15 protein-coding genes are annotated in these 22,730 nt (G+C 49.4%); 6 read left to right on the top strand and 9 right to left on the bottom strand.

Translation table 11 applies throughout. The features are described from left to right. From M4D81_RS08030 to yqeK, 4 genes are all read right to left on the bottom strand, one after another. Positions 1 to 1,863, bottom strand: coding sequence for a HEAT repeat domain-containing protein (locus tag M4D81_RS08030; protein ID WP_260065478.1), 1,863 nt, complete (start codon positions 1,861 to 1,863; stop codon positions 1 to 3). 26 nt (positions 1,864 to 1,889) lie between these two features. Beyond that, positions 1,890 to 3,320, bottom strand: a complete 1,431-nt coding sequence (locus tag M4D81_RS08025; protein WP_260065477.1) for an SWIM zinc finger family protein — start codon at positions 3,318 to 3,320, stop codon at positions 1,890 to 1,892. 289 nt (positions 3,321 to 3,609) lie between these two features. Then, positions 3,610 to 4,341 (bottom strand): metallophosphoesterase family protein, encoded by a 732-nt coding sequence (locus tag M4D81_RS08020; RefSeq protein ID WP_260065476.1) that lies wholly within the window; start codon positions 4,339 to 4,341, stop codon positions 3,610 to 3,612. Positions 4,342 to 4,370: 29 nt separating this feature from the next. Continuing rightward, positions 4,371 to 5,000 carry a bis(5'-nucleosyl)-tetraphosphatase (symmetrical) YqeK gene (gene yqeK / locus M4D81_RS08015; protein ID WP_260065733.1) on the bottom strand — a complete coding sequence of 210 codons (630 nt, stop codon included), beginning with the start codon at positions 4,998 to 5,000 and terminating at the stop codon, positions 4,371 to 4,373. 438 nt (positions 5,001 to 5,438) lie between these two features. Here yqeK and M4D81_RS08010 point away from each other — a divergent pair, with 438 nt between their 5' ends. The 3 genes from M4D81_RS08010 to M4D81_RS08000 all read left to right on the top strand — a co-directional run bounded on the left by M4D81_RS08010 (position 5,439) and on the right by M4D81_RS08000 (position 8,574). After that, positions 5,439 to 6,695, top strand: coding sequence for an ABC transporter substrate-binding protein (locus M4D81_RS08010; RefSeq protein WP_194543333.1), 1,257 nt, complete (start codon positions 5,439 to 5,441; stop codon positions 6,693 to 6,695). A gap of 81 nt (positions 6,696 to 6,776) precedes the next feature. Beyond that, positions 6,777 to 7,736, top strand: coding sequence for a carbohydrate ABC transporter permease (locus M4D81_RS08005; RefSeq protein ID WP_071220399.1), 960 nt, complete (start codon positions 6,777 to 6,779; stop codon positions 7,734 to 7,736). A 16-nt stretch (positions 7,737 to 7,752) separates the two neighbouring features. Then, positions 7,753 to 8,574 (top strand): carbohydrate ABC transporter permease, encoded by an 822-nt coding sequence (locus M4D81_RS08000; RefSeq protein ID WP_113061135.1) that lies wholly within the window; start codon positions 7,753 to 7,755, stop codon positions 8,572 to 8,574. A 110-nt stretch (positions 8,575 to 8,684) separates the two neighbouring features. Here M4D81_RS08000 and M4D81_RS07995 read toward each other — a convergent pair whose 3' ends face one another. Next, positions 8,685 to 10,271 carry an MDR family MFS transporter gene (locus M4D81_RS07995; RefSeq protein WP_220684761.1) on the bottom strand — a complete coding sequence of 529 codons (1,587 nt, stop codon included), beginning with the start codon at positions 10,269 to 10,271 and terminating at the stop codon, positions 8,685 to 8,687. 205 nt (positions 10,272 to 10,476) lie between these two features. Between M4D81_RS07995 and M4D81_RS07990 the strand changes: the two genes are divergently transcribed. The 3 genes from M4D81_RS07990 to abnA all read left to right on the top strand — a co-directional run bounded on the left by M4D81_RS07990 (position 10,477) and on the right by abnA (position 13,444). Next, positions 10,477 to 10,848 (top strand): MerR family transcriptional regulator, encoded by a 372-nt coding sequence (locus M4D81_RS07990; RefSeq protein ID WP_194543336.1) that lies wholly within the window; start codon positions 10,477 to 10,479, stop codon positions 10,846 to 10,848. Positions 10,849 to 10,974: 126 nt separating this feature from the next. Then, positions 10,975 to 12,204: an aminopeptidase gene (locus M4D81_RS07985; protein WP_260065474.1), complete on the top strand. Its 1,230-nt coding sequence runs from the start codon at positions 10,975 to 10,977 to the stop codon at positions 12,202 to 12,204. A gap of 289 nt (positions 12,205 to 12,493) precedes the next feature. Then, positions 12,494 to 13,444: an arabinan endo-1,5-alpha-L-arabinosidase AbnA gene (gene abnA, locus M4D81_RS07980; protein WP_201259386.1), complete on the top strand. Its 951-nt coding sequence runs from the start codon at positions 12,494 to 12,496 to the stop codon at positions 13,442 to 13,444. A 102-nt stretch (positions 13,445 to 13,546) separates the two neighbouring features. Here abnA and M4D81_RS07975 read toward each other — a convergent pair whose 3' ends face one another. The 4 genes from M4D81_RS07975 to M4D81_RS07960 all read right to left on the bottom strand — a co-directional run bounded on the left by M4D81_RS07975 (position 13,547) and on the right by M4D81_RS07960 (position 22,709). Then, positions 13,547 to 18,769, bottom strand: coding sequence for an S-layer homology domain-containing protein (locus M4D81_RS07975; RefSeq protein ID WP_260065471.1), 5,223 nt, complete (start codon positions 18,767 to 18,769; stop codon positions 13,547 to 13,549). Positions 18,770 to 19,469: 700 nt separating this feature from the next. Next, entirely contained in the window at positions 19,470 to 20,033 is a 564-nt protein-coding gene (locus M4D81_RS07970) for a DUF1697 domain-containing protein (RefSeq protein WP_260065469.1), read from the bottom strand. Then, positions 20,030 to 21,427 carry a protoporphyrinogen oxidase gene (locus tag M4D81_RS07965; RefSeq protein ID WP_260065467.1) on the bottom strand — a complete coding sequence of 466 codons (1,398 nt, stop codon included), beginning with the start codon at positions 21,425 to 21,427 and terminating at the stop codon, positions 20,030 to 20,032. Before M4D81_RS07965 ends, M4D81_RS07970 begins: the two co-directional genes overlap by 4 nt. A 538-nt stretch (positions 21,428 to 21,965) precedes the next feature. Then, a complete protein-coding gene (locus M4D81_RS07960; RefSeq protein WP_100537787.1) occupies positions 21,966 to 22,709 on the bottom strand; it encodes a GTP pyrophosphokinase in 744 nt (247 codons plus the stop codon). Between the last annotated feature and the right edge of the window lie 21 nt (positions 22,710 to 22,730).

The following is a 22,730-nucleotide window of genomic DNA, read 5'->3' as shown; positions in this document are numbered from 1 at the left end:
TTAAATTTCTTGCTCTCTCATCATCCGGAGGATGTAACGAAGCTGATCCTCGGCGTTGTCCCGAAAGTTGCCTTGCACCGCAAGAACGCGATCATAATACATTGCCGGTAATCGGCAAAGCTGCTTGAATATAAAAGGTTCAATCATGTAGCAGTCCTGATTGCGCTTATCCTCCAGTGCGACCACGATCGCTTCAAATAACGCCTCATCCTTCATGCCGGAGCGAACAAGCCCCATAATGATCAAGTTGGCAAAACGGTTGCGGAATTCCGGCGAGTTCTTCAGTTTCGCCAGTAAATACGACTCGGCTCCGTGATGTCCCCGGCGGGCGAACGCGCTTACCAGCGCAAGCTCATCCTGCTCGATAAACAGCTCAAGCCATCTGTCATCCCAGCTTGCTTGCAGCTGCTCCTGCGGAAGCATTTCCACGTAATACGTGTAACTTTCCTTCCCCGTAAACGGCATAACTTCCTCATACGGTTTATACTGCCTATGGATAACCATATCTGACAGGGTGTCCAGAAGCCTTTTTCGTTCCTTGGCCGCGTTGCCAAGCGACGAAGAGCCGAAACCTTGCAGCAGAACGTCCTTGTATTGTTCAAATACGCGGTCCGGCGGCAGCACGCGCGCGGCTTTTTGGAATACCTCGCGGACATATGAGCTGCTATGTCTGTATTGCTCCAAATCGTTCTCCGCGTTTTGGCGAAGCAGTTCCCTGGCTTCCTCGGAATCTACACGATTCATGTAAATGACCGCTTCATTCATAAGGTATGCCCAGCCCAAAGACTTGATATATAAGGAATACTGCTGAAGCACGTTCCGGTACAGCTCTTCGAGAGCAGAACTTTGTTTATCGTGCAGTGCCCACAAGCAGCGCTTCACCTTGCTCCAGCTCTCCTCCAGCTTTGACTTGTCATCCTGAAATTCGGAAACCGCTTGAAGCTCGGCGGACATGTCTCGTACAAGCCAATCCGTCAACAAGGCGGAGCGGCATTTGCCAAGGGCAGGGTTAACCAGCTCTTGGTCTTTTCCTTGAGCGGCTTCATACAATCGCTCCACAGCCTGCTCCGAACCGTTCTCTGCAAGCGCGTCGTATGCGGCTTCGCGGATAACTTTCTTCTTACTCTTACTCCATTCCATCAGATCAGCTTCATACTCTTCGTAGCGGGCAAGCAATTTGATCGCCATGCACCTCACCTCATCGCTGCCGATCTCGGCTGCTTGTCGGATCAGCTCCGCTATTTCCTTGCCGCCAGTTTGGGCCATCACCTTCAGCTTGCGCGACTCCGACTTTCCGCCCGCGGGATTAAAGCTTTCCATCAGAAATGGAATGATTTCAGATCCATACGACGGCAAGATCTCATTGGCCGCTAGCTCGCCAATTTCCACATAAGGGTCATTCAACGCTTCAATCGCAAGGTATACCAGCCGGAAATCACGGAACAAGCCCTCCTTCCATGCTTCTTCTATGATCTCGTAACGGCCGCCGCCCGTTGTAGTCAGCGCTGTCTGTACAGCGGAAAGCTTGCGGAAGGATAAACGGGATGACAGTGAAACCGGATGATGGTCTACCGGATGGAGCTCTCCTTCAGGGGCTGTTGTTCCTTGTGTATGCAGCACGGAGCTCAGCAGCTGGTTCAAATCCTGAAGCAGCTGAGCCGACGGAGTCTCCTTTTTGGATTCCGGTTCGATTAAAGCGCTGATCCCTTCACCCAATCTCTTGAACACGGGAGCGCGCTCTCCCAGCTGCTGAAACTGCGGCAGCAGCCTCTTGAGGCGAAAGTCGCCGGCTGCGAGTTCACTGCCGGCAATATATAAACGCCTAACCTCCTGGTTAAGCTCCTGCAGTAATGCCGTACTCATGGTCTTTCCTCCTTCGTTATCCCTGCTCAGTACAACAGCCGGATGATTTCGTTATTCGTAACAAGGGTCAGCGGCTGCGCCAAGAGACGGCCCGTCGTCAGGCTGTGCTCAAACATAACCAGTATGGAAACGCCGCTCAGCTTCTCCTCCGGCAAATACCGCAGCATCGGGACCGTCGACTGTAAAAACACGTCGCCAAGGGCAATCGACTGTCCGGCTTCATCCGTGATGGCATACTGACCTTCGTCGTTCCGGCTGATCCGGGAAACATGCAGCAGCATCACGGGATGGTTGTCCGCGAGCGGATTTTTCAGCTGGTTCTTCACCTTTTTAACTGCGTCAGCATAAGAGTCCGCCGCATATTCGTGAATCCAAACGAAATCCTCCGCTGTCAACGGAGTTGAAGACATCTCTTCAAAGCGGACGCGACGGTTCATATCCCCGGGATAGCGGTACAGTACAGGGACTCGAACTTTTTCGAAAAAGCTGTCTTCCTCACGCATCAGCTTGGCGGCCTTATAGGGACGGTACTGAATCGTTCGGTGAATTTCGCCGCTGTCCTTCTGAATCCAGTATCCGATATCCACATGCTCCAGCCGTGCATCGTCGGCATAACTCAGAAAGGAAAGCTGTATCAACTCCGCCTCTTCACTTGCGAGTCCGAAGCTTTGCAGCTCCGTCAGCTGCCAGGCGTGCCCCAGCCATTCCTCAATCGTCGACTCATGGTCCAGCGCCATATCCGGATCCTCAAGCTTTGAAGTCAGGTATGGTCTGCCTTTTTTAATGATTGCGTTCATAACAGCAAGCTGCCCCACCGCATATGTATAAGCTTTCTCCTGGTCTTTGTCTGACAGCACCAACGCCAGGCGGCGAAGTTCCGACTGAGCACCCGATAAATAATAGTTGCCCATCTGCTTTACATGTTCCTGGATCAGCTTTTGTTCCTTTTTATCCAATGTTCCTAATCCGTTCCGGATCAACGAGTGGATCAGCCTCTCTAATACGTCCAGACCTTCCAGCTGCGCATTGATTTTCTTTTTTAATGCCGATTTGTTGACCTTCTTCGGTTTGGGCGCTGCCCCTTCGGTTGTTTCTTTGAGCTTACGCTCTTCCCGCTTCTCCGCTTTCTCCCGTTTGGCGGCCAAATCCTCCGGCACCTCAGCGGGTGTAAACGATGCTCCACCTGCATACGCATAGAGCAGACCAAGCACATGCTTGCACGGAAACTGCCGACTCGGGCAAGTACACCGCATAACCGGCTTCTCCGGTACCGCAAAATCAGCGGACGGCTGGTAATCGGAACTTCCGCTGCCAGCACATGTGCCGAAAAGTACGGCATGATCCACCGTATGATGGAGCTGCAGAAACCGTCCTTTTTTGACAAGACCCTGCCCATTCTTTATGGCCGCGCTATTCGGTGCCTGCGAATCGATCCATGACTCTGTAATCTCAACCAAACTCATACCCTCCTAAATCAAGTCGCTGCCGGTCATGCACAGCAAAATTATCCATTACTCTTAATCATATCGAATCTGGGCCTGACTCCCTACCCTTCTTAAGACCTATTTAAGAACACTCATTCCTATTTATTCAATCATCCTCATCCTTTATTGGATGATAAAGGAAACTGCGTTAAGCGGAAGTTTTTCTTGCGAGATAAGGATGCTACGCCTTGGAAGTTTATACTTTCTTATCTCTAAAAAAAAAGAGCCGGCATAACCGGCTCTTCAGAAATCGATATCGTCATTAATCTTTCCTTACTTGATACCGCCCTGTTCTAACCTCGAGAATATATTCTTCAGGGAAAGGCATGCCGGATTCCAGGGCATCCTGTACGGCTTGTTCAATAGGGTAAGGCACGCGAATAAATTGAATGTTGAGAGGAGCCGGATCTTCGCTGTCATAGATTCCATCCAAAATGACATAGGAGGCCTCAGGCATTTCAAGGGGATTGCCAACGCTGCCGGTATTAAATAGCGTTCTCCCGTCCAGATGCTGGTGATATGCATTATGAATATCCCCGTAACCAGCAACGTCCGCGATTCTCGGATCCCCGCCCAGCGGGGAACTGTGAAACAAGGTTTCAAGCTTCTCCTGGCCATCCCATGGTTGTATTCGCTCGTACACGCTGCGGGGCGATGCATGAAACAACCGGATCCATTTACCGCTCATCATGAACTCAAGGATATACGGAAGATCGGCAAGATATTGAAGCCTCTCGCGTCCGAGTCTATGCTGATGCCATAGGAGGACCGGATCATCGGTTTCCTTACCTATAAAGTCGTCCCAATTCCCCTTGATGACATGCTGGCAATGGGTTCTCACCATATCAACCGCGATATCTCCGTGCGGGCCTTTGCCAATCAAGTCGCCCAGGCAGTAGATGGTTTCGATTCTCCGCTGTTTGATATCCTTCAGAACGGCTTCCAGCGCAGGGATGTTTCCATGTATGTCGGAGATCAATGCAATTTGCGTCAATGAACCCGCCTCCAAGCTTCGTTTATTTCTTAATTGCTGTGGTTATGGCTTAGTGAATCCCTTAATTCATCATATGCGTCTCGAAGCCAGGGATGGACTACCTTCAGCAATTCACGTCGATTCCATAAGTATTGAATATATTCGAATGCCGCATGATCCAGCGAGATTTGCAGCTGGTCCGTAACCTCCTCTGAATACGGGGGGATTCCCGTTTGATCCCATTCCAATTTGTCAGCGACGAACAGTACCTTGTCTAGCAAAGAAGCCTTGGATCTCAACGTCGTATGGCAACCAACAGCGTTCAATATTTCCGGTTCTGTAATCTTGAACAAATCCTCAGCCATATATGCCGATATTTTCTGATGGATGATCATGGGAAATAACTCTTCTTCGGGCAATACTTCCAAACCGATCTCACGGGATACTTGAATGCGGACATGATTCGGAAAAACGGCACTAATATCATGCAGATACCCGGCATATTCAGCAGCGTTCGGATCGGCACCATAGAGAATTGCAATTCTGCGGGCTTCCTCCCCCACTTTAAGCACATGCTCTGCTGTTTTTGGGCATTGGTGTTTCTGCAGAAAGCGGACCACGTCATTCCTAAGATTTCCGGTGAGATCGTGTCCCCCAAGCTCACGGTAGGAGCTGATCATCAAGCGATGCTTACGCGGGTCGTTCACTCGTTTCACCTCACCCAATTCCTTGAATTTACCAATCTAGCACTTCATTTTCCATACAATATTAACTTATACTGAGAATAGTTTGAAGCTATTATACAAGAAAGTCAAAGAAAGGAGGTCATCCGATTCTACGCATCATCGACCAAACCCATTCGTGCAGATGATGCGGGATATCAACGTTGAGCAAGACATAACGAACCTATTGGAAGGAGGAAGCAATGATATATTAGGAAAGACTTGATCGATCCGTTATAAGGCCCCCGGTTTGTCCATTTATTATTCCTTAATATGGAATGTTTCGATTTTTAGTCTAATGTTTATTTACGTAATCATATATTTTACTCACGCGAGCTTGGTAACTGAATAAGATTTAAGCATCACCGACTTCACCACGTTAGGAGGCTGACGATAGTGAATACACGCAGGATGGTTAGCTTGGGGTTACTGATTCTTGTTATGATCATCAGTGGTTGCACGGGAAATGCTTCCACCGAAAAAACGAAAACGCTTACACTCTGGTACTGGAACCGAAGCCTGGACGATGAGCTGATTAAGTCTGTTGAAAAAGAATTCCCGGGGATTCGAATCGATGCGCAAAAAATCGGTGGCGACTTCAAATCGAAGCTAAAGACAACGTTGGCGGCCGGTTCCGGAGGACCGGACATCGTCGCTTTTAACGACTGGGTGGCAGAGCTGTTTACGAGCTCGGACCGTTTCTACGATCTGTATGAGCTGGGCGCCAAGGATATCGAGCCGGATTTCCTTGATTGGAAATGGAAGCTTGGCGTTACCCCGGAAGGCACCATGATTGCCCTTCCGATCGATACGGGGCCAACGGCCCTATATTACAGGGCCGATTTGTTCGGGGAAGCCGGGCTGCCGACCGAACCGGAAGAGGTCCACGCGCAGCTTGGCACGTGGGATCAATACTTCGAAGCCGGGCAGAAGCTGCAGGAGCATTTTGATCAAAAAGTGAAAATGCTCGACAACATCACCAACATTTACACGCAAATGAATGCTCAGTCTGAACGCATATATTTTGCCGAGGACAATACGTTTATCGGCGAAACTCCCGAGTCCTCCATGAAAACGGCGTGGGATACGGCGGTGAAGGCTTCCCAGATGAAGCTAAGCGCCAACGCCAATACGTCCTCCTCCGAATGGAATGCCGCCATGAACAATGGACGGGTCGCTTCCTTTGTCGGTGCGGTGTGGATGAAGGAAATATTGATGCAGGCGGCGCCGGATACCAGCGGCAAGTGGAGAGTAGCACGCGCCCCTGGCGGGGACGGCAACAATGGCGGCTCCTTCCTGGCCATTATGAAGACGAGTAAATATCCGCAAGAAGCATTTGAAGTGATGAAATATATTCAGAGTCCGGAAAATCAGGTTCAATCCTTTAAGAAGATCAACCTCTTCCCTTCCGCCAAAGACGCGCTGGATGCCCCCGTGATGAAGGAGCCCGAGGAATTTTTCGGGAATCAGGCAACTGGCGAGGTGTTCTCGGAATCTGCGCGTAACGTCAAACCTGCTTATTTCGGTGGTAAATTCGCTAATGTAAACGGCATTGTCAATCGAGAGCTGTCATCCGTTGCGCTCCAGGGCAAAAATCCTGATAAAGCCTGGGAAGACGCGCTGGCCAGAGTCAAAAAAGAACTGCTGCGCTGACCAAGGTTCTTGTTTTGCGAGGTATGGCTTTCCGATTGTTAAGAGTACTTAAATACCAACCGCTACAGGAGGTACAGTACGATGGATAATCCAATGCTGAATCGCACGCCCGTGGAACAGAAGCCTGTTCCTAAACATCCGAAATCTCAAGACCGACTGTCTGCACAGATATGGAAACACCGCAAAGAATATTTGGCGATCTCCCCATTTTACATTCTATTTGCCATATTCGGCCTTTTCCCGATTGCCTTCTCGATGTTCCTGTCCTTTCAGAAATGGGACGGCATCGGGGAGATGACCTATAACGGGCTGGGCAACTACCAATTCATGCTCACCGATCCGGAATTCTGGAGAGCCGTCGGCAACACGCTGCTCATCTGGATTTACTCCACGATACCGATGCTGTTTATCGCGCTGGTCGTTGCCTTCCTGCTTAATGCATCATTTGTCCGGTTCCGCACGTTCTTCCGGATCGGCTATTTCCTGCCGAACGTCACCTCACTCGTGGCAGTTGCCATCGTGTTCGGCACCGTATTCTCGAACAATTACGGCCTTCTCAACTATATGCTGTCCCTGCTCGGCCTGAACTCCATCGAGTGGTTGAATAAGACATGGGGCATACAACTCGCCATTTCGGTCATGGTCATATGGAGATGGGCAGGGTATAACGCCATTATCTATCTTGCCGGGCTTCAGAGCATCCCGACCGTCCTGTACGAAGCAGCCAAGATCGACGGAGCCTCCGGCATTCAATCCTTTTTCAAAATCACCATTCCCAATCTTAGGCCCATCATTCTCTTCACGGTCATTACCTCGACCATCGGCGGCATGCAGATCTTCACCGAACCGCAGGTGCTTGTTGGCAATGATGGCGGCGTCAGCGGCGGCGGTATGACCATCGTCCTCTACCTGTACCGTGAAGCCTTCGTGAATAACTATTTCGGATATGGCGCTGCCGTCGGCTGGGGAATGTTCCTGCTCATAGCGATCTTTTCCATCGTGAACTGGAAAATGGTGCAGGGCAGTCCGTCCAATGACTGAAATGGGGGTGAATCGTATGTTCAAATGGAAATCCATATTCCTTCACATCGGGTTAATCGCCGGACTGCTGCTGTCGATTTTCCCCTTCTATTGGCTGCTTGTCATGGCAACCCGAACCACTTCGGATATTTACAGCTTTCCTCCGAAACTATGGTTCGGTCCTCACTTGCTTGATAACGTGTCGAGGGTGCTGAGCAGCATTGATTTCTTCGGCGCCTTCTGGAATACTCTGTTCGTGGCTTCCGCTTGTACGCTGTTAGTCTTATTCTTTGATTCCCTGGCCGGATTCACGTTTGCCAAATTCCATTTCCCGGGCAAAAAATGGCTGTTTGTGCTGCTGCTGGCTACCATGATGGCGCCGGCCCAGTTGTCCCTGGTACCCTCCTTTGTCATTATGGCAGAGTTCGGATGGGTAGGAACTTATAAGGCGCTGATCATTCCCGGAATGGTAAACGCCTTCGGGATCTTCTGGATCAGGCAATATGCACAGGAGTCGGTGCCCTCGGAGCTGCTGGATGCTGGCAAAATCGACGGCTGCGGATTCTTCCGCCTCTACTGGAATATATCGCTGCCGATTCTGCGTCCCGCCCTATCGTTCCTGGCTGCCTTCACGTTCATCGGCGTATGGAATGACTACCTGTGGCCGCTAATTATTCTAAATGATGAGAACAAATTCACCCTGCAGGTTGCGCTTTCCTCATTGAACGGAATATACACGACCGACTATTCGATGGTCATTGCCGGTACGCTGCTCGCCGTCATTCCGCTGATCGTTTTGTTCCTGTTCATCAGCAAGCAATTCATTTCCGATATTGCAGCAGGTGCCATTAAGAGTTAACGGCAAAAGGGTATCCCAAAAGATCTTAGATCTATTGGGATACCCTCTTATTTGTTAAAAGCAGCCTTTTCTTTTATTTTACCCCAGATCATACCGCCATACCGAAACCATTACGGCACCATCGCCAGCTTCTCATGGTCCGGAGTTTCACTCTCCTCTTCTGAACCAACGACCGTCTCTCGCTTTAACTCCGCTGTTTCATCCAACTTTTTGCGCCCCATTACCGTTGCTGCCGCAAGCGCTAACGCTGCAGGAACGATAGCCCAAGCAAACGTAGCCGCAATGGAGGAAGCAAGCGAGTCCGAGATCGGCTTGAGCAGCTCGGCCGGAATCAGCGACCTCGTCTCCGGCGCCAACAAGATGTGAGGGTCCTTGAGATCGAATCCTTCAGGCAGCGACTCGGTGTTCATCACGCTCGATCCCGAGGATAAGGAACCGGCAAAGGATCGGCTCTGTATCAACCCGAACACCGTAATCCCAATCGTCATCCCAAGCGACCGCGTAAAGTTAAAGGTAGAACTCGCCATTCCACGCTGCTTATAGGATAAACCATGCATCACGGCAGTACTCAGCACGGAGAACGAGCCGCCGATGCCAAGCCCGATCAGCACCATGTACAGGGTTACGATGAACCTGCTGGATTCCGCCGTTAGTGTCGAAGCAAGCACCATCCCTCCCGTGAACAGGACAAGCGTCGGGATCATGATGTTACGATACGATATTTTACTCATCAGAAAACCGCTCACCGTAGCCGTGATGACCGAACCCACCATCATTGGCAGCAGGACGAGCCCCGAGTTCGTTGCGCTTCCGCCAAGTACGCCTTGAATGAAGATTGGAATATACACGGAAGCCACGATGAAGGATCCTCCGCTGAATAAGCCGCACAGCACACTGGAGGTATAGAGTTTATTCTTGAACAAACGGAACGAAATGATCGGTTCTTCCGCCCTTCTCTCCGCAAGCACGAAGAGGACCAGCATGACAAACGCCGCAGCAAACAACGTCAGGATAATCCAGGAATTCCACGCCAACTGCTTGCCGCCAAGCTCTAAAGCAAACATGAAACAGATCACGCCTGTCAGGAGCGTAGTGGCGCCCATCCAATCAATCGGCTGTTTGGAGCGTTCATGCGATTCTTTATAGAACAGCGTTACCATCATGAAAGCCACGATGCCGATTGGCAAATTAATATAGAATATCCACTGCCATGTAATCTGATCGGTAATATACGCACCTGCGAGCGGTCCGAATATGCTGGATAATCCGAACACGGCTCCGAATAACCCGGTAAGCTTACCCCGCTTTTCGAGGGGAACCGTATCGAACATAATCGCGAATGCAATCGGGATGAGCGCACCGCCACCAATACCTTGCACGGCACGATATAGCGCCAGTTCCGTAATGGAGTTCGCCGTACCGCACATCACGGAACCCAGCATAAATACAATCATCCCGAATACAAAAAACTTTTTGCGCCCATACATGTCGGACAGCTTGCCGAAGATCGGCATTCCCGCAAGCTCAGCGACCATATAAGCGGAGGTCACCCATACAAAATGATCAAGTCCTCCCAGCTCCCCGACGATATTCCCCATAGCGGTCGCTACGATCGTATTGTCCATGGAGGCCATTAATATGCCGAGCAGCAGGCCGGCAAGCACGATGGGTAATTTGTTGGTTGATTGTGTCTTCAAGTTCTCATACACTCCTTCTAAGTAGGTTTCCTTCTTCTTTACTGTCGTCATTGTAATTCAGAAAGTATGACAGGTGACTGTCACACTTTTATCCCCGATTCCTCTTTTTTTCAAAATACATATAAATACAGCCCAGAGACTTTATGCACTCATCCCTGGTAGCGTATAATCGGGATATCCAACTCATGAAGGAGGTTCATGTGGAATGAAGATCAGTGAATTATCGCAAATCAGTCAGGTCAGTGCACGCTCCATCCGGCATTATGAACAAAAAGGCCTGCTTGAAGCCCACAGGCTTGAGAACGATTACCGTCATTTCGACAGATCTGCCATCGAACGGGTTAAAATGATTCAATTGTATTTGAAGCTGGGATTAACGACGGATCAAATCAGAGCTTTATTCAAAGGGGAAATCTCTTCTCCAGATGATTACGAGTACTGCGAGGAAATGCTGTCCATTTACCAAGAGAAGTTAAGTCATGTGGATGGTCAGATCGCTGCTCTCCATGAGTTGAAAAGGCTGCTTGAGCGGCAAATTTCCCTTACGATGAAGAAAAAGAACCAGGTCCCCGTCTGACGACATACGCGGCCCCGAGCGTCATGATGCTCGGGGCCGTTCTTTTCGATGATGAGATCCGTTATCTGCATACCTCCTTAACGTGTTAAAATAAAGGTGTACATCTGAAATGGAGGAAATCGACATATGGACAATTTCGAGAAAAATTTGGAGAAATACGCAGAGCTGGTCGTTAAGGTAGGCGTAAACATTCAGCCAGGCCAAGTGCTGATCGTCAATGCTCCAATCGAAACCGTAGAGTTGACACGCCGCATCGTGGCCAAGGCATACGATGCAGGTGCCAAATATGTGCAAGTCGACTGGGAAGATGAGAGAATCACCCGCATTCGCTACGAGAAAGCACCCGCTGACTCCTTCGGTTATTATCCGCAGTGGCAGGCCGACGCCATGCAGCAGCTAGCCGAAGGCGGAGGAGCCATTCTGCGCATTAAAGTCCCGGATCCGGAGCTGTTCCGCGGCATTGATTCGGCCAAAGTATCTACAGCCGTAAAAGCCGCTGCCCTAGCCAACGAGAAATACCAGGTTTACGTGCGCAACAATAAAATCAGCTGGTCGCTCATTAAAGCCCCTACCCGTGCCTGGGCCGATAAGGTATTCGCGGATCTTCCCGAAGGGGATCGGATTCAAGCCATGTGGGATGCGGTATTCCAGATGAACCGGGTGGGCAGCGAAGATCCGGTTGCCGCTTGGCGGGATCATATAGCTCAGCTGAAGCTGCGCCAGAACCACATGAATGCCAAACGCTATAAAGGCTTCCACTATCGTGCGCCTGGAACGGATCTGCGCGTGGACATGCCGGAAGGGTATCTCTGGCTCGGCGGCGGCGACGAGAATGAAGCCGGCGTATATTTCGTGGCAAACATGCCGACCGAAGAAATCTACACGATGCCCCACCGTACAGGCGTGAACGGGACCGTAACAAGTACGCTGCCGCTTAATCTAAACGGCCGCCTGGTGGAGGGCATGAAGCTCACATTCAAGGACGGCAAGGTTGTCGAGTATGAATCCGAATCCGGGCGGGAGCATCTCACAACACTGCTGGAAACGGACGAAGGCGCGTCTTATCTGGGAGAAATGGCACTCGTACCGCATGATTCGCCAATTTCCCAGCTGAACCGTGTCTTCTATAACACCGGTATCGATGAGAATGCGTCGTGCCATTTTGCGCTGGGCAGCGCCTACCCTGTCAATATCGAGGGCGGTACCAAAATGAGCAAGGAAGAACTTCTCGCTCGCGGAGCCAATGTCAGTCTGACGCATGTTGATTTCATGATCGGATCGGCCGAGCTGGACATTGATGGCGTGCTGGCTGACGGCACGATTGAACCTGTATTTCGCGGTGGACGATGGGTTTAACTACACTCTAGACCCGTTCAGATACACAGCTGTATACTTGAAACAAAGCCCTGCGGGAAATCGCGGGGCTTTACTAATATCCGTAGCTCTTTGTGCTGATTTAAAAAGAAATAAACGAAGTCGATTTTTTACTTTACTTATATTGGAAGCGCTTTTATAATTTAATATAACATAAATCATTTCACATAATTATGAATCAATATCACAAGATGCAGGAGGTGATCCGGGAAAAGATAGGCGCTGCACGGATTAGCAATGCCCATTTCACAATGAAGGGAAGAGAACAATGATGAAACAAAAAGGGAAATGGCTTACCTCGCTTTTGCTTGCCATCAGTTTATGCACAGCAGGCACGCAGTCCGCTTTTGGTGCATTCTGGAACCTGAGCGGCGATATTGTTGTACATGACCCAACCATCATTAAGGAAGGAAACACATGGTACACTTTCTCTACCGGTCAGGGCATCCAACTGCTGAAATCGACCAACGGCACGAACTGGACCAGATCGAACCAGGTATTTGCTTCCCCGCTGTCCTGGTGGAAAACCTATGTGCCAAACCAAAGCACCAACGATCTATGGGCGCCCGATATTGAATATTTCAACGGCCGCTACTGGCTCTATTATTCGATCTCCTCCTTCGGTTCCAACACATCCGCTATCGGCCTGGCTTCCACGAGCAGCATCTCCTCCGGCAATTGGCGAGATGACGGTCTCGTCACGCGTACGACCTCCACCAATAATTACAATGCGATTGATCCGACGCTGACCATTGATAAGGACGGCAATCCGTGGCTGGCCTACGGCTCATTCTGGAGCGGACTCAAGCTGACCAGGCTTGATGCAAATACAATGAAACCGACCGGAAACCTGTATTCCATTGCCTCACGCCCGAACAACGGAGGGGCCGTTGAAGCGCCTACCATCGTTTATAGAAACGGTTACTATTATCTGTTCGCCTCCTTCGATTCCTGCTGCCAGGGGGTCAACAGCACCTACAAAATCGCTTATGGCCGTTCCACCAGCATAACAGGTCCATACGTGGACAAGAACGGTACCAGCATGATGAATGGCGGCGGCACGATTATGGACAGCGGGAATGCAGTGTGGAAGGGTCCCGGACATCAGGATGTCTATAATAACCTCATTATTAGACATGCGTATGACGCAACCGATAACGGCACGCCGAAGCTGCTCATCAATGATTTGAACTGGGATTCCCAGGGCTGGCCCACTTATTGACTGCTCCATACCCATAATATGAATCTTCCTTAGACATCCACCCGAAAAAGGCTGACACTAAAGCTCCAGCTCTAGTGTCAGCCTCTTATCCGTTCTTATTTCTTACTTCTTCTCCATGATATCCAGCATACGAAGAATCATCATGACGGCTTCCGCCCGGGTCGCGGATTCCCGTGGGGCGAACCGGTTACCTAAGCGCCCATTCACGATGCCAGCCGCGGTGGCGGCAGCGATTTCCTTCTCTGCCCAAGCCGGAATGGCTTTCTGATCAAGGAATTCCGTTTCTGCTTCTGGTAAGGAAAGGCCCAAATAACGTGTGATCAGGACCGCCATTTCAGAACGGTTGACAGGTTGATTCGGTCTGAATGTGCCATCTTGATATCCCTTCACAATACCTTCGGATAAAGCCCATTGAATCGCTTTAAGCGCCCAGGTTCCGATGAGGGAACTGTCTTTGAAATTCAGCTTCCCAGCATCCCCTTGTCCATTCAATGCTTTGAACATCATCACCATAAATTCAGCGCGTGTTACTTGCCGGTCCGGCTTAAAGGTATGATCCGGATAGCCGTCAACGATACCGAGCTGAACGGCTTCCTCTATCGCCGACGAAGCCCAATGTCCCGCGATGTCGGTTAACATCACTGGCTTTGGCTCCGGCTTCGGTTCTTCGGTCCCCGGCTTCGCCTTACGATGAATGGTTAACTGGTAAGTTCGGGTCGTTCCGTTCTCAGCCCGAATCACCAGCTTCAACAGGTTATCCCCTTCCTTCAGCTCGATAACCTGATCCTTCTTCAGGGATTCTTCCCCCAGAAGGACTGTTGCCTTGTTATGCGCCGCATCCACACGGAGCTGCACGGATTCGGCTTCCGTCTCAAGTCGGTACTCTGTCGTATTCTCATTAAATGCAGGGGTGAGTTCCGCTGCTTTGCCGCCGATGATCACTTCGAGTCCTTTTAAACGGTTGTCTCCAGATAATACATGGCCTCCAGAGGATCCCGATCCCGACTCTGATCCCGATGATGGCGGGTTCTCCGTTGAAGGTACCACCGAAGCGTTATAGGTACGGATCGCGGCTTGCAGAGCGCTGATCGCAGCTTGTACTTCCTTGGCTGTTGCCTGATCCTGCTGCGCTATGGCGCTGGCTCTTTCAATGGCAGCACGGAGTGCAGACCTTGCTTCTGCTGGATACTGCCCCGGCGATGTGCCTTCCCTTGTTTCGTCAAGTCTTTGCTGTGCCGATGCGATAAATCCAATTAACTCGCTCTTGTCTACCGCTGCTGCCGGTGTTGTGACCGAGTTATGAAGTCCGGCGCTCTCTCCCGCAGCGTTATAGGCTTTCACGGTAAAATGATATCTGGTGTCAGGAACCAAACCGGAAGCGGTATGCGAATACACATCATTTGTCACGGTAACAACCGGTTCACTCTGCCCTTTCAGATATACACGATATCCATCCACGCCATCATCTGCGGTCGCTTCCGGCCAGCTCATGGATACAGCGTCTGATGTGATGTTCGAAAATTCAAGCTCCCCGGCTGTCCACACTGGCGCTCCCGGAATGTCTACGGCTTGAGTGACGACCGTTAATATCTCACTCGGAGCCGATTCCGTGCCTTGCTTGTCCACAGCGGTTACTTTGAATTCATACAGCGTGTCCGGGGTCAGCCCCGTCGCTTCATATACGCTATCCGTGACCGTTGCTACGCGCTCTCCGTCCTGATATACATTATAATTCATCGCTTGTTGGTCTGGACTGCTCACGGGATCCCAACCGATTTGAACCGTTGACGATGTCACATTCAGTGCTTTCAGGTTAGTCGGAGCATTGAGATTCCCGCCATCTGTCGTGAATGTCCACACATCCGAAAGGGTTTTACCTCCGAATTTGTCTTGTGCGACTACATACCACGAATAGGTTCCATCGGATTGCAGTCCTGCCCATTGCTGAACAACCTCAGTGCCGCTGGCTACGTTCTGCGGTGTACCGATGGACTCTCCTCTCAGATGATTCACTTGGATCGAATCCGTTGCTACCCGCTTTAATTTCGGTTCAAGATCCAGGTTCATCATGAATTCATCCGAGCCATTCGTATAATAATTGTATTTGTCGAGATAAGGAGAGTACGTATTCACGAAAATCTGATTGCTTTCCTTATTAAAATGCAGCAGTCTCAAGTAACCACTGCCGCCATCGGCATGTCCTTGATAGTCTGCCAGCATCTGATAAACGGTCCTGTCCACATTGCCGTCACCATTATCATCCAATTCATTTTTAAGCAGACTGGCTCCCGTGTAATGGCCGCTCAGAACGGCAACCACGTTGGGATTCGGTACGACAACTTCCTTGTACAATTTATTGCCTATACCGGAACGAGTTCCGTTCGCGAGCATGTAATCGTGGAAATTCAGAAATGCGATACGGTCCGGATATTCTGCGAGAACCTCGTTCATCCACTTTATGTCCTCGTCTTCAACGCCCCATCCCATATACATCATAATGAAGTCGTTGCCTTCAACGGATACAAGGTCATAATGACCGCGATTGTCCTTGTAGGAACCTCCGTAATATGGCTGATTCTTGTAACGGTTCTCCCCGAAGTATTGACTGTAGGTCGTGTAGTCCCAATCGTAGCTTCCCACATCATGATTCCCGGCAAGCACGCCATGCGGCAGATTTGCATCCTCCAGCATCTTCATGTAATCATCGGCACGTTTCCATTGATACTCAGCTGTCGGGTCGTTCACGATATCACCGGTATGGAACAAATATTTGATGTTCATATCATCGATGGAATCGACAATCCATTTGAATTGCTTCTGCTGAATATGCGGGTACAGCTCCGTTAAGAATTGGGTATCCGATACCCATACAAAAGTGTAATCATAATCCTCACGTGAAGGGATTTCATCCTGTACAATGACATCCACTTTGCTGTTTTGTACGTAGTCTGCTGCCGACAGTTCGCCTCGAAGGGTAAAATCATCTTCAGACTGGGCAATATGTTTGGTGATCTCCGTCCACTTGTTCAGGTTGTGGTTCCACGCATACATTGTGACCTTGCGGCCCGACACCGTATGTCCTTCCCAAGTAACTTCAACACGGTCACCCGGCTCCACGGCATGCTCCAGCTCTACTTCAAACCGGATATAAGGGAACTGGGACGTGGAATCCACCGTGACATATTGATCGTTGGATTCAGCTACCAGCTTCAATTCCTCTTCGGTCAGCGCGGTTTCGCCAGTCGGGAATCTATCCTTAGGAGGCTCTTCATCCGAGGCGTTCTTGGATAATTTTACCCGATCGCCACTTAATGCATGATACGGATATGCCTGATGGAAGGAGACCTCAAGCTCGTCATCCGATGGATCGCTGACTTGAACCTTAAGCTCCGGCGATAACCCGGTTCCGCTCTCCATATCTGCAGGTGAGACCAATTCGGGTGCATTCGGATGCTCCGGTGCGGTGTTAAACGTTACCGTACGTTCCGAGATGTTGCCAATCTTGTCCACTGCCCGAATGTCCAGCTTATGGACGCCTGGTTCAAGCTCGGACGATGAAGTATCGTATGGCACCTGGATGGCTCGACCATCTAGCAGTGCCTCCACTTGTTCAACGCCGGATATGCTGTCCTGTGCAGTCACATCAATGGGAATGCTTCCCTTATAGCTCTTGCCTTCTTCAACAGTCACGTTAATTTCGGGTCCATTGTTATCTACCTGTATGTTGGCAATTGCTCCAGACTTACCCTTTACAATCAAATCAACCTTGTGCTGCCCGTCTGTAACCGTCGTGGTATCCCATGCGTAAGATAGGGCTTTTGCCTTATCGGGAGAAATATCAAATTGAAACGTTACAAATGGCAGAAACCGTCCATCGTCACCTAGGTCGTGGATAAGCGCAGGGTCGCTAAATTGCGGATCCCGAATTTCTGTTCCGTCTCCTAACAACAGCCGCACATTGCGGACATTAAAATCATCCATGTTTCCCGTCGGCTTGTCATCCTCGAAATAGGTCTTCTCATTATCGCCGGCCCGCAGGGTAATTTCGTTTGTGCCGCTTATCAGCCATTGCGGTTCGATTGGGACAACGATGGTTTGATAACCGTCAATATTAGGCTCGGTCTTGAACAGAACGTTCTTGCCTACGGTCACCGTGTTGATCCCATCGTCAATACCATCGCCTTCAAAAACAAAATAAGCGGAATGCTCCATAACGGCTGTACCTTGAACCGGCTGCCCGTCGATATGAAGCTCGAGATCCGCAGGCGCTGCCCCGTCAGCCGCACCCCGAATATACGTTATCCCGGTGACGGTCTGTTGATCGTCAACATTCAGGCTGGCGCTGGCCCCGTCCCCCGTGAGGTCGACTTCATATTTAGGACTCTCTACTTTCTTAAAGGTGTTGGACACCGTGAAAAAGTACTCCAGCTTGGTGTGTCCCAGCAGCTCCAGATAAGAAATCGTATGACGAAGGCCTTGCTTCCCTTCCTGAAGCTGTGCAACCTTGTAATCGTTCTGTCCATCGACTCGATAAGATAGCGCGAGTGAAGTAACCATACGATCATCGTGCGCTTCTGCCGTAATCTCCAGATTTTCTCCCGGCTCCACATTGGTTGTTGTCGTCCGGTTAGTGACCGTCGGTTCCTTGGCCACATCAATATGTACCGGCTCCGCAGGCACCTCGGAATGCTGCAGCGAACCCGGCGTAGCCTTATGCTCCAGCTGGGAGATCCGCTGCATCTTCAGGCTGCCATCTTCGGGATACTTATAGAAGATCCCCTGATCGGCGGCGTTATGAACCTCCCCGTCATTGTAAAATGCGGACACGATGGGACGGCCGGTATTTGTCACAACCACGAGCTCCCGCATGCGTGAATTGGACATGCCGCCTGAGAATATTTTGACAACATCGGTGTTTTCAATCAGGTTGGTGCCGTAGTTTTTATTAAAATCAGCAATCGTGGATTTGCTGTTCTGAGCATTAATGATCCAGAACACCAGCGTGCCTCTGGATGGAATCTTCACCTCATCGGGTACATGAGCCCAAAGGGTATCACTCTCCAAGTAACGATAACGAATTTTGTAATGGCTGAAATCGATGTCTTGATCGGTATTGTTATATACTTCAATAAATTCATATCCGTCGGCGGTTCCTACATTCGTGGAATCAGGAACAAGCTCGGTGATCAGGAGTTCAGGCATGTTGTTACGCGCGGTGGATGACTGGGCTGAAGCCTGTCCTGCAAATCCGGTAAACGAGGCCGACAACACGATACAGAGGATCAAGAAGCAGGATATACATCGATTCAGGACGATCTTAGACAATGGAAAACCTCCTAGAAATGATTTTTTGAACAATCAATTCAGTTTCCCAATTCTCCAGGTCTCCATGGGATCTCCAAATTTTAATTAAAGCGCTTTCAATATCAAATCCCTCACTCTATCAGATTTAGGCTATTCCCTTGAGAGATCCATTTAGCACGTCACCTCCTAAGATCAATAATTGCATATTCCCTTCGTTTTTTAAACCACTTTATGTAAAATCTGATAAATGATACGCAAGTCCCGGAAATCAGCTAGCCTTCTAGTAAAATAGGATAATATCCGAACAGACCTTCATCACTATATCTTAAGTAAGCATCCATATCTCAAGATCCACAAACGGAACCAGCATCTCTGGCTGACCTAATAATACGAAAAGACCCCGCGAATGATATCGCAGGATCCTTATCAGTGGGAAGCGATTTTGTTGCTCATTATGCAGCAATTTTCCAATTGCTAGGGTGCCTTACCAGAAAAGAATCGAAGAAACTTCGCTCTCCTTCTCCTTTTACGAGTGTTCATGGCGAATCAACTGCCTTTCGGAATGACATAATGTTCTTCCGTCCGTCGATTGACAATACCACTTCCCACTTGTTCTATATTTACCCGGTTCTCGGGAAGTGAAACACTTTTGACCCGAACTTTCTTTCGAATATGGAGATCAGCTATGTACCCCTTCATTTGTATAAATGATTGCGGCTGCTCACACACTCTTCATCGTCTGGGACAGTTGTACCAGCTTGTTCATCGTTTTCCAATTCCGCATCGTCATCGGCACGCCGAGCTTCGACAACTGAACCGCCAGCTTGGAATTCCGAACGCTTTCCTTGAACATCAAGTAAACCTCTTCACCGATCACCTCGAAGATTTCCTTTTCGTTCACATAAAGCTTTAATTTCTCCACATCTTCAGCAGCAGGCGCTTCCGTCAGCATGGCAACATAAAGACTCTCAAACTCCGATGCTGCCTCCGCTTGACGCAGCGTTTCTTCCGAAAATGGACAGTTCCGAACGATCCCCTCGATTTCCTCGGAGGTTCTAAGGATCACCGATATCGGGAAGCCGAACGTTTCAAGTATGCCCTGCTCCATTTGAACGCACAGCGTTTCCTTGGATTCCCCGGATTCAAAGAGCACGTTTCTGCTCTGGATGTAGGTCTGCACGCGAGCTAGTCCCATAGATTCAAGCATCTTTCTTAAATCGGCCATCTTGATTTTATTGTGTCCGCCTACGTTAATCCCTCTAAGCAACGCAATATAGATTGTCATCCAGGCATCCTTTCCAGAATCAGACCTGCCGTCTTCTCACCGTTCGCAATGCAATCCGGTATGCCCACTCCATAATAGGAGCATCCCGCGAGAATAACGTTAGGATACAGATCATCCATTTTCTGTTCTAATGACTCCACGATTTGCCGGTGCTTCAAATGATAATTCGGCATATTGTCATGCCATTTGGTGACTTCACAAGAGAGCGGCTCTGCCTTAATGCCAAGGCTTTGGCTGATATCCCCCATCCCGATCTGTTTCAATTCTTCATCGGATAATCGGATCAGCTCCTCATAATGAGGATTGGAGCTCTTGTAGAATAGTCGCATCAATAACCGCTTGTTCTCGGAGGTATGCTCCCATTTCCGGCTCGTCCAGGTGCAAGCATCACACTTCAACCGGGTTCCCTTGGCCGTAATGAATCCCGTTCCATCATAGGGGAGCTCTTCGTCTTGAATGTCATAGGCAAGATACACGCTGATGAGCGATTTGGTATACATCTGGTCAAAGTCCTCATTAAGCAGCGGATCTTGCAGCAAATCCTTCGCGGCGGATCCCAGCGTGCTTAAAACAACAAAATCAGCTTCAAGCTTTTCGCCATTTGCCAGCATCACCCCGTAGCCGCTGGCTGTTTTCTCCAGTCTCTCTGCGGCAACGCCTTTGTATATCTTCGCGCCTGCTTGAATCACGGTCCGTTCCAGTGCGTCAATCACAACCGAGACTCCGTCTTTGAAGGAAAGAAATTTTTTATTACCCGAGCTAAGGAATTTCTGTTTATTCTCGGTCAAACCACCCATGATGCTGCCGTACGTATTTTTGTACTCCAGCAAATAGGGAAACGTGGATGCAATGGTCAGGTCATGAAGCTCTCCGGAATAGACGCCCGATATGACCGGAGCGATCTGATTCTGAACGATTTCCTTGCCAAGGAAGGCTTCAAGGAACTCCCCCAAAGAATCATCCTTGGTATACGTTTCATTCGGCGTGTAATAATCCTTGAGCGCCTCCACCTTCCCCTCGGCAGACACCAGCTCGCTTTCGGCCAAGGATTTCAGGCTAAGCGGTATGCCGAATACGCTCTCATCCGGGATTCTTTTCAAACCTGCAGTCGTATATATGAAAGAAGTTCCCGTGGCATTATACACAACCTGGTCTGTTAACTGAAGCTCCTCCAGAAGTGGTGCCACATTCGTTTTCCGGGATACGATCGAATCCGCTCCGGTTTCCATAATAAATTCACCGTTCTGAACGGTGCGGATTTTGCCTCCCAGCGTTTCACTTGCCTCGATAAGCACCAGTTCCATATTCTGTTGATGGTGATTCAACTCTTTTTGCAGATAGTATAAGGTCGAAAGTCCGGTAATGCCGCCGCCGATGACTACGGTAGTTGTCACTGTACATACACCTCTATTATGTAGGTTCATAACCTCTTAATCATGATTGTTACCATTGTATCCAATTTCTAAGTATATCATAGAGCGCGTGCTTCCGAGGGACGCCATTCCCTCAATATTGTGAACAGAACTGTTCACCTAACTACCGACTTCCCGTCCCGCGAGAAAACCCACCATCAGTACATCACGCGTACTGCTCCCTTAGTGCACGTACGGAGTCCAGGAGCATGCTTGGATGGTTGTTGACAGCAAAAAACCCCGCGAGATCACTCGCAGAGTTTTTTTTCGTGGGAAGCGGTCTTATCTATTCTAACGCAATCGTTCCATTGCTTAAGGTGTACTTTGGAATAATTCAGATTGTGTCGTCCTTATTCCTCGTCATGTTGTACATGGGTATCAAATCCTTTCGGTAATTCCGACTTAACGTCTTGTTATCCGTCTGGTGTTGATGTGTGTTTCCACTTCCCACTTAGGATATATATACCCGGTGCATGGATGGTGAAACAGTTTTATCATCTTTTTCGCTTCGCCAGGAACTTTATTTATCCTCGGTCAATACTTCAAGCAAGCCCGCCGGAAGCTCATACTTGCGGTTGTTGATCTGAATGCTCTTCAGTTCCTCCAGCAGCGAATCATCGCTTTCCGAGTCCTTAATGGCCTGCACCTCGTGGTGCAATTGCTCCATCTGGCGGTCCAGTGCATTAGCCGTATCCGCAGCCTTCTTAAGCTCTTCCAGCAGATGCTGAGGAACGGACTTATTATATTTGTAGAATATTTTATGCTCCAGACTCGCCCAGAAATCCATGGCAATGGTTCGAATTTGGACTTCAACGCATACCTTCTCCACCCGGTCGGAGAAAAACACAGGCACTTCGACTAAGAGATGCAGGCTTTGGTATCCGTTCGGCTTCGGATTCTTGATATAATCCTTGACGTTTAACACCGTTAAATCGCTCTGCTTCTGCAGCATGTCGCTAATTTTGTAAATGTCGGTTATGAATGAGCAGGTGATTCTTAGACCCGCAATGTCTTTGATATTATCTTCTATGGAGCTAAGAGATATGTTTCCGCCTTTTCGGAGCAGCTTCTTCATGATGCTCTCCGGCGATTTCAGGCGGGATTTCGTATGTTCGATCGGGCTATAATCATGAAGAGCCTGGAACTCCTCTTTTAATATCTCCATTTTGGTTTCGATCTCATCTAACGCGAATTTGTATTTCATCATGAATCGGGTAATTTCATTCCGAATGATTTTGAGCTGTTCGATTTGCAAAGAATTCATGGGATACTTCCTTTCGATTGT

Source organism: Paenibacillus sp. p3-SID867, assembly GCF_025142895.1.
Taxonomy (GTDB): Bacteria; Bacillota; Bacilli; order Paenibacillales; family Paenibacillaceae; genus Paenibacillus_AQ.
The sequence above is the reverse complement of the archived record's forward strand: the minus strand, read 5'-3'. Positions and strand labels throughout refer to the sequence as shown.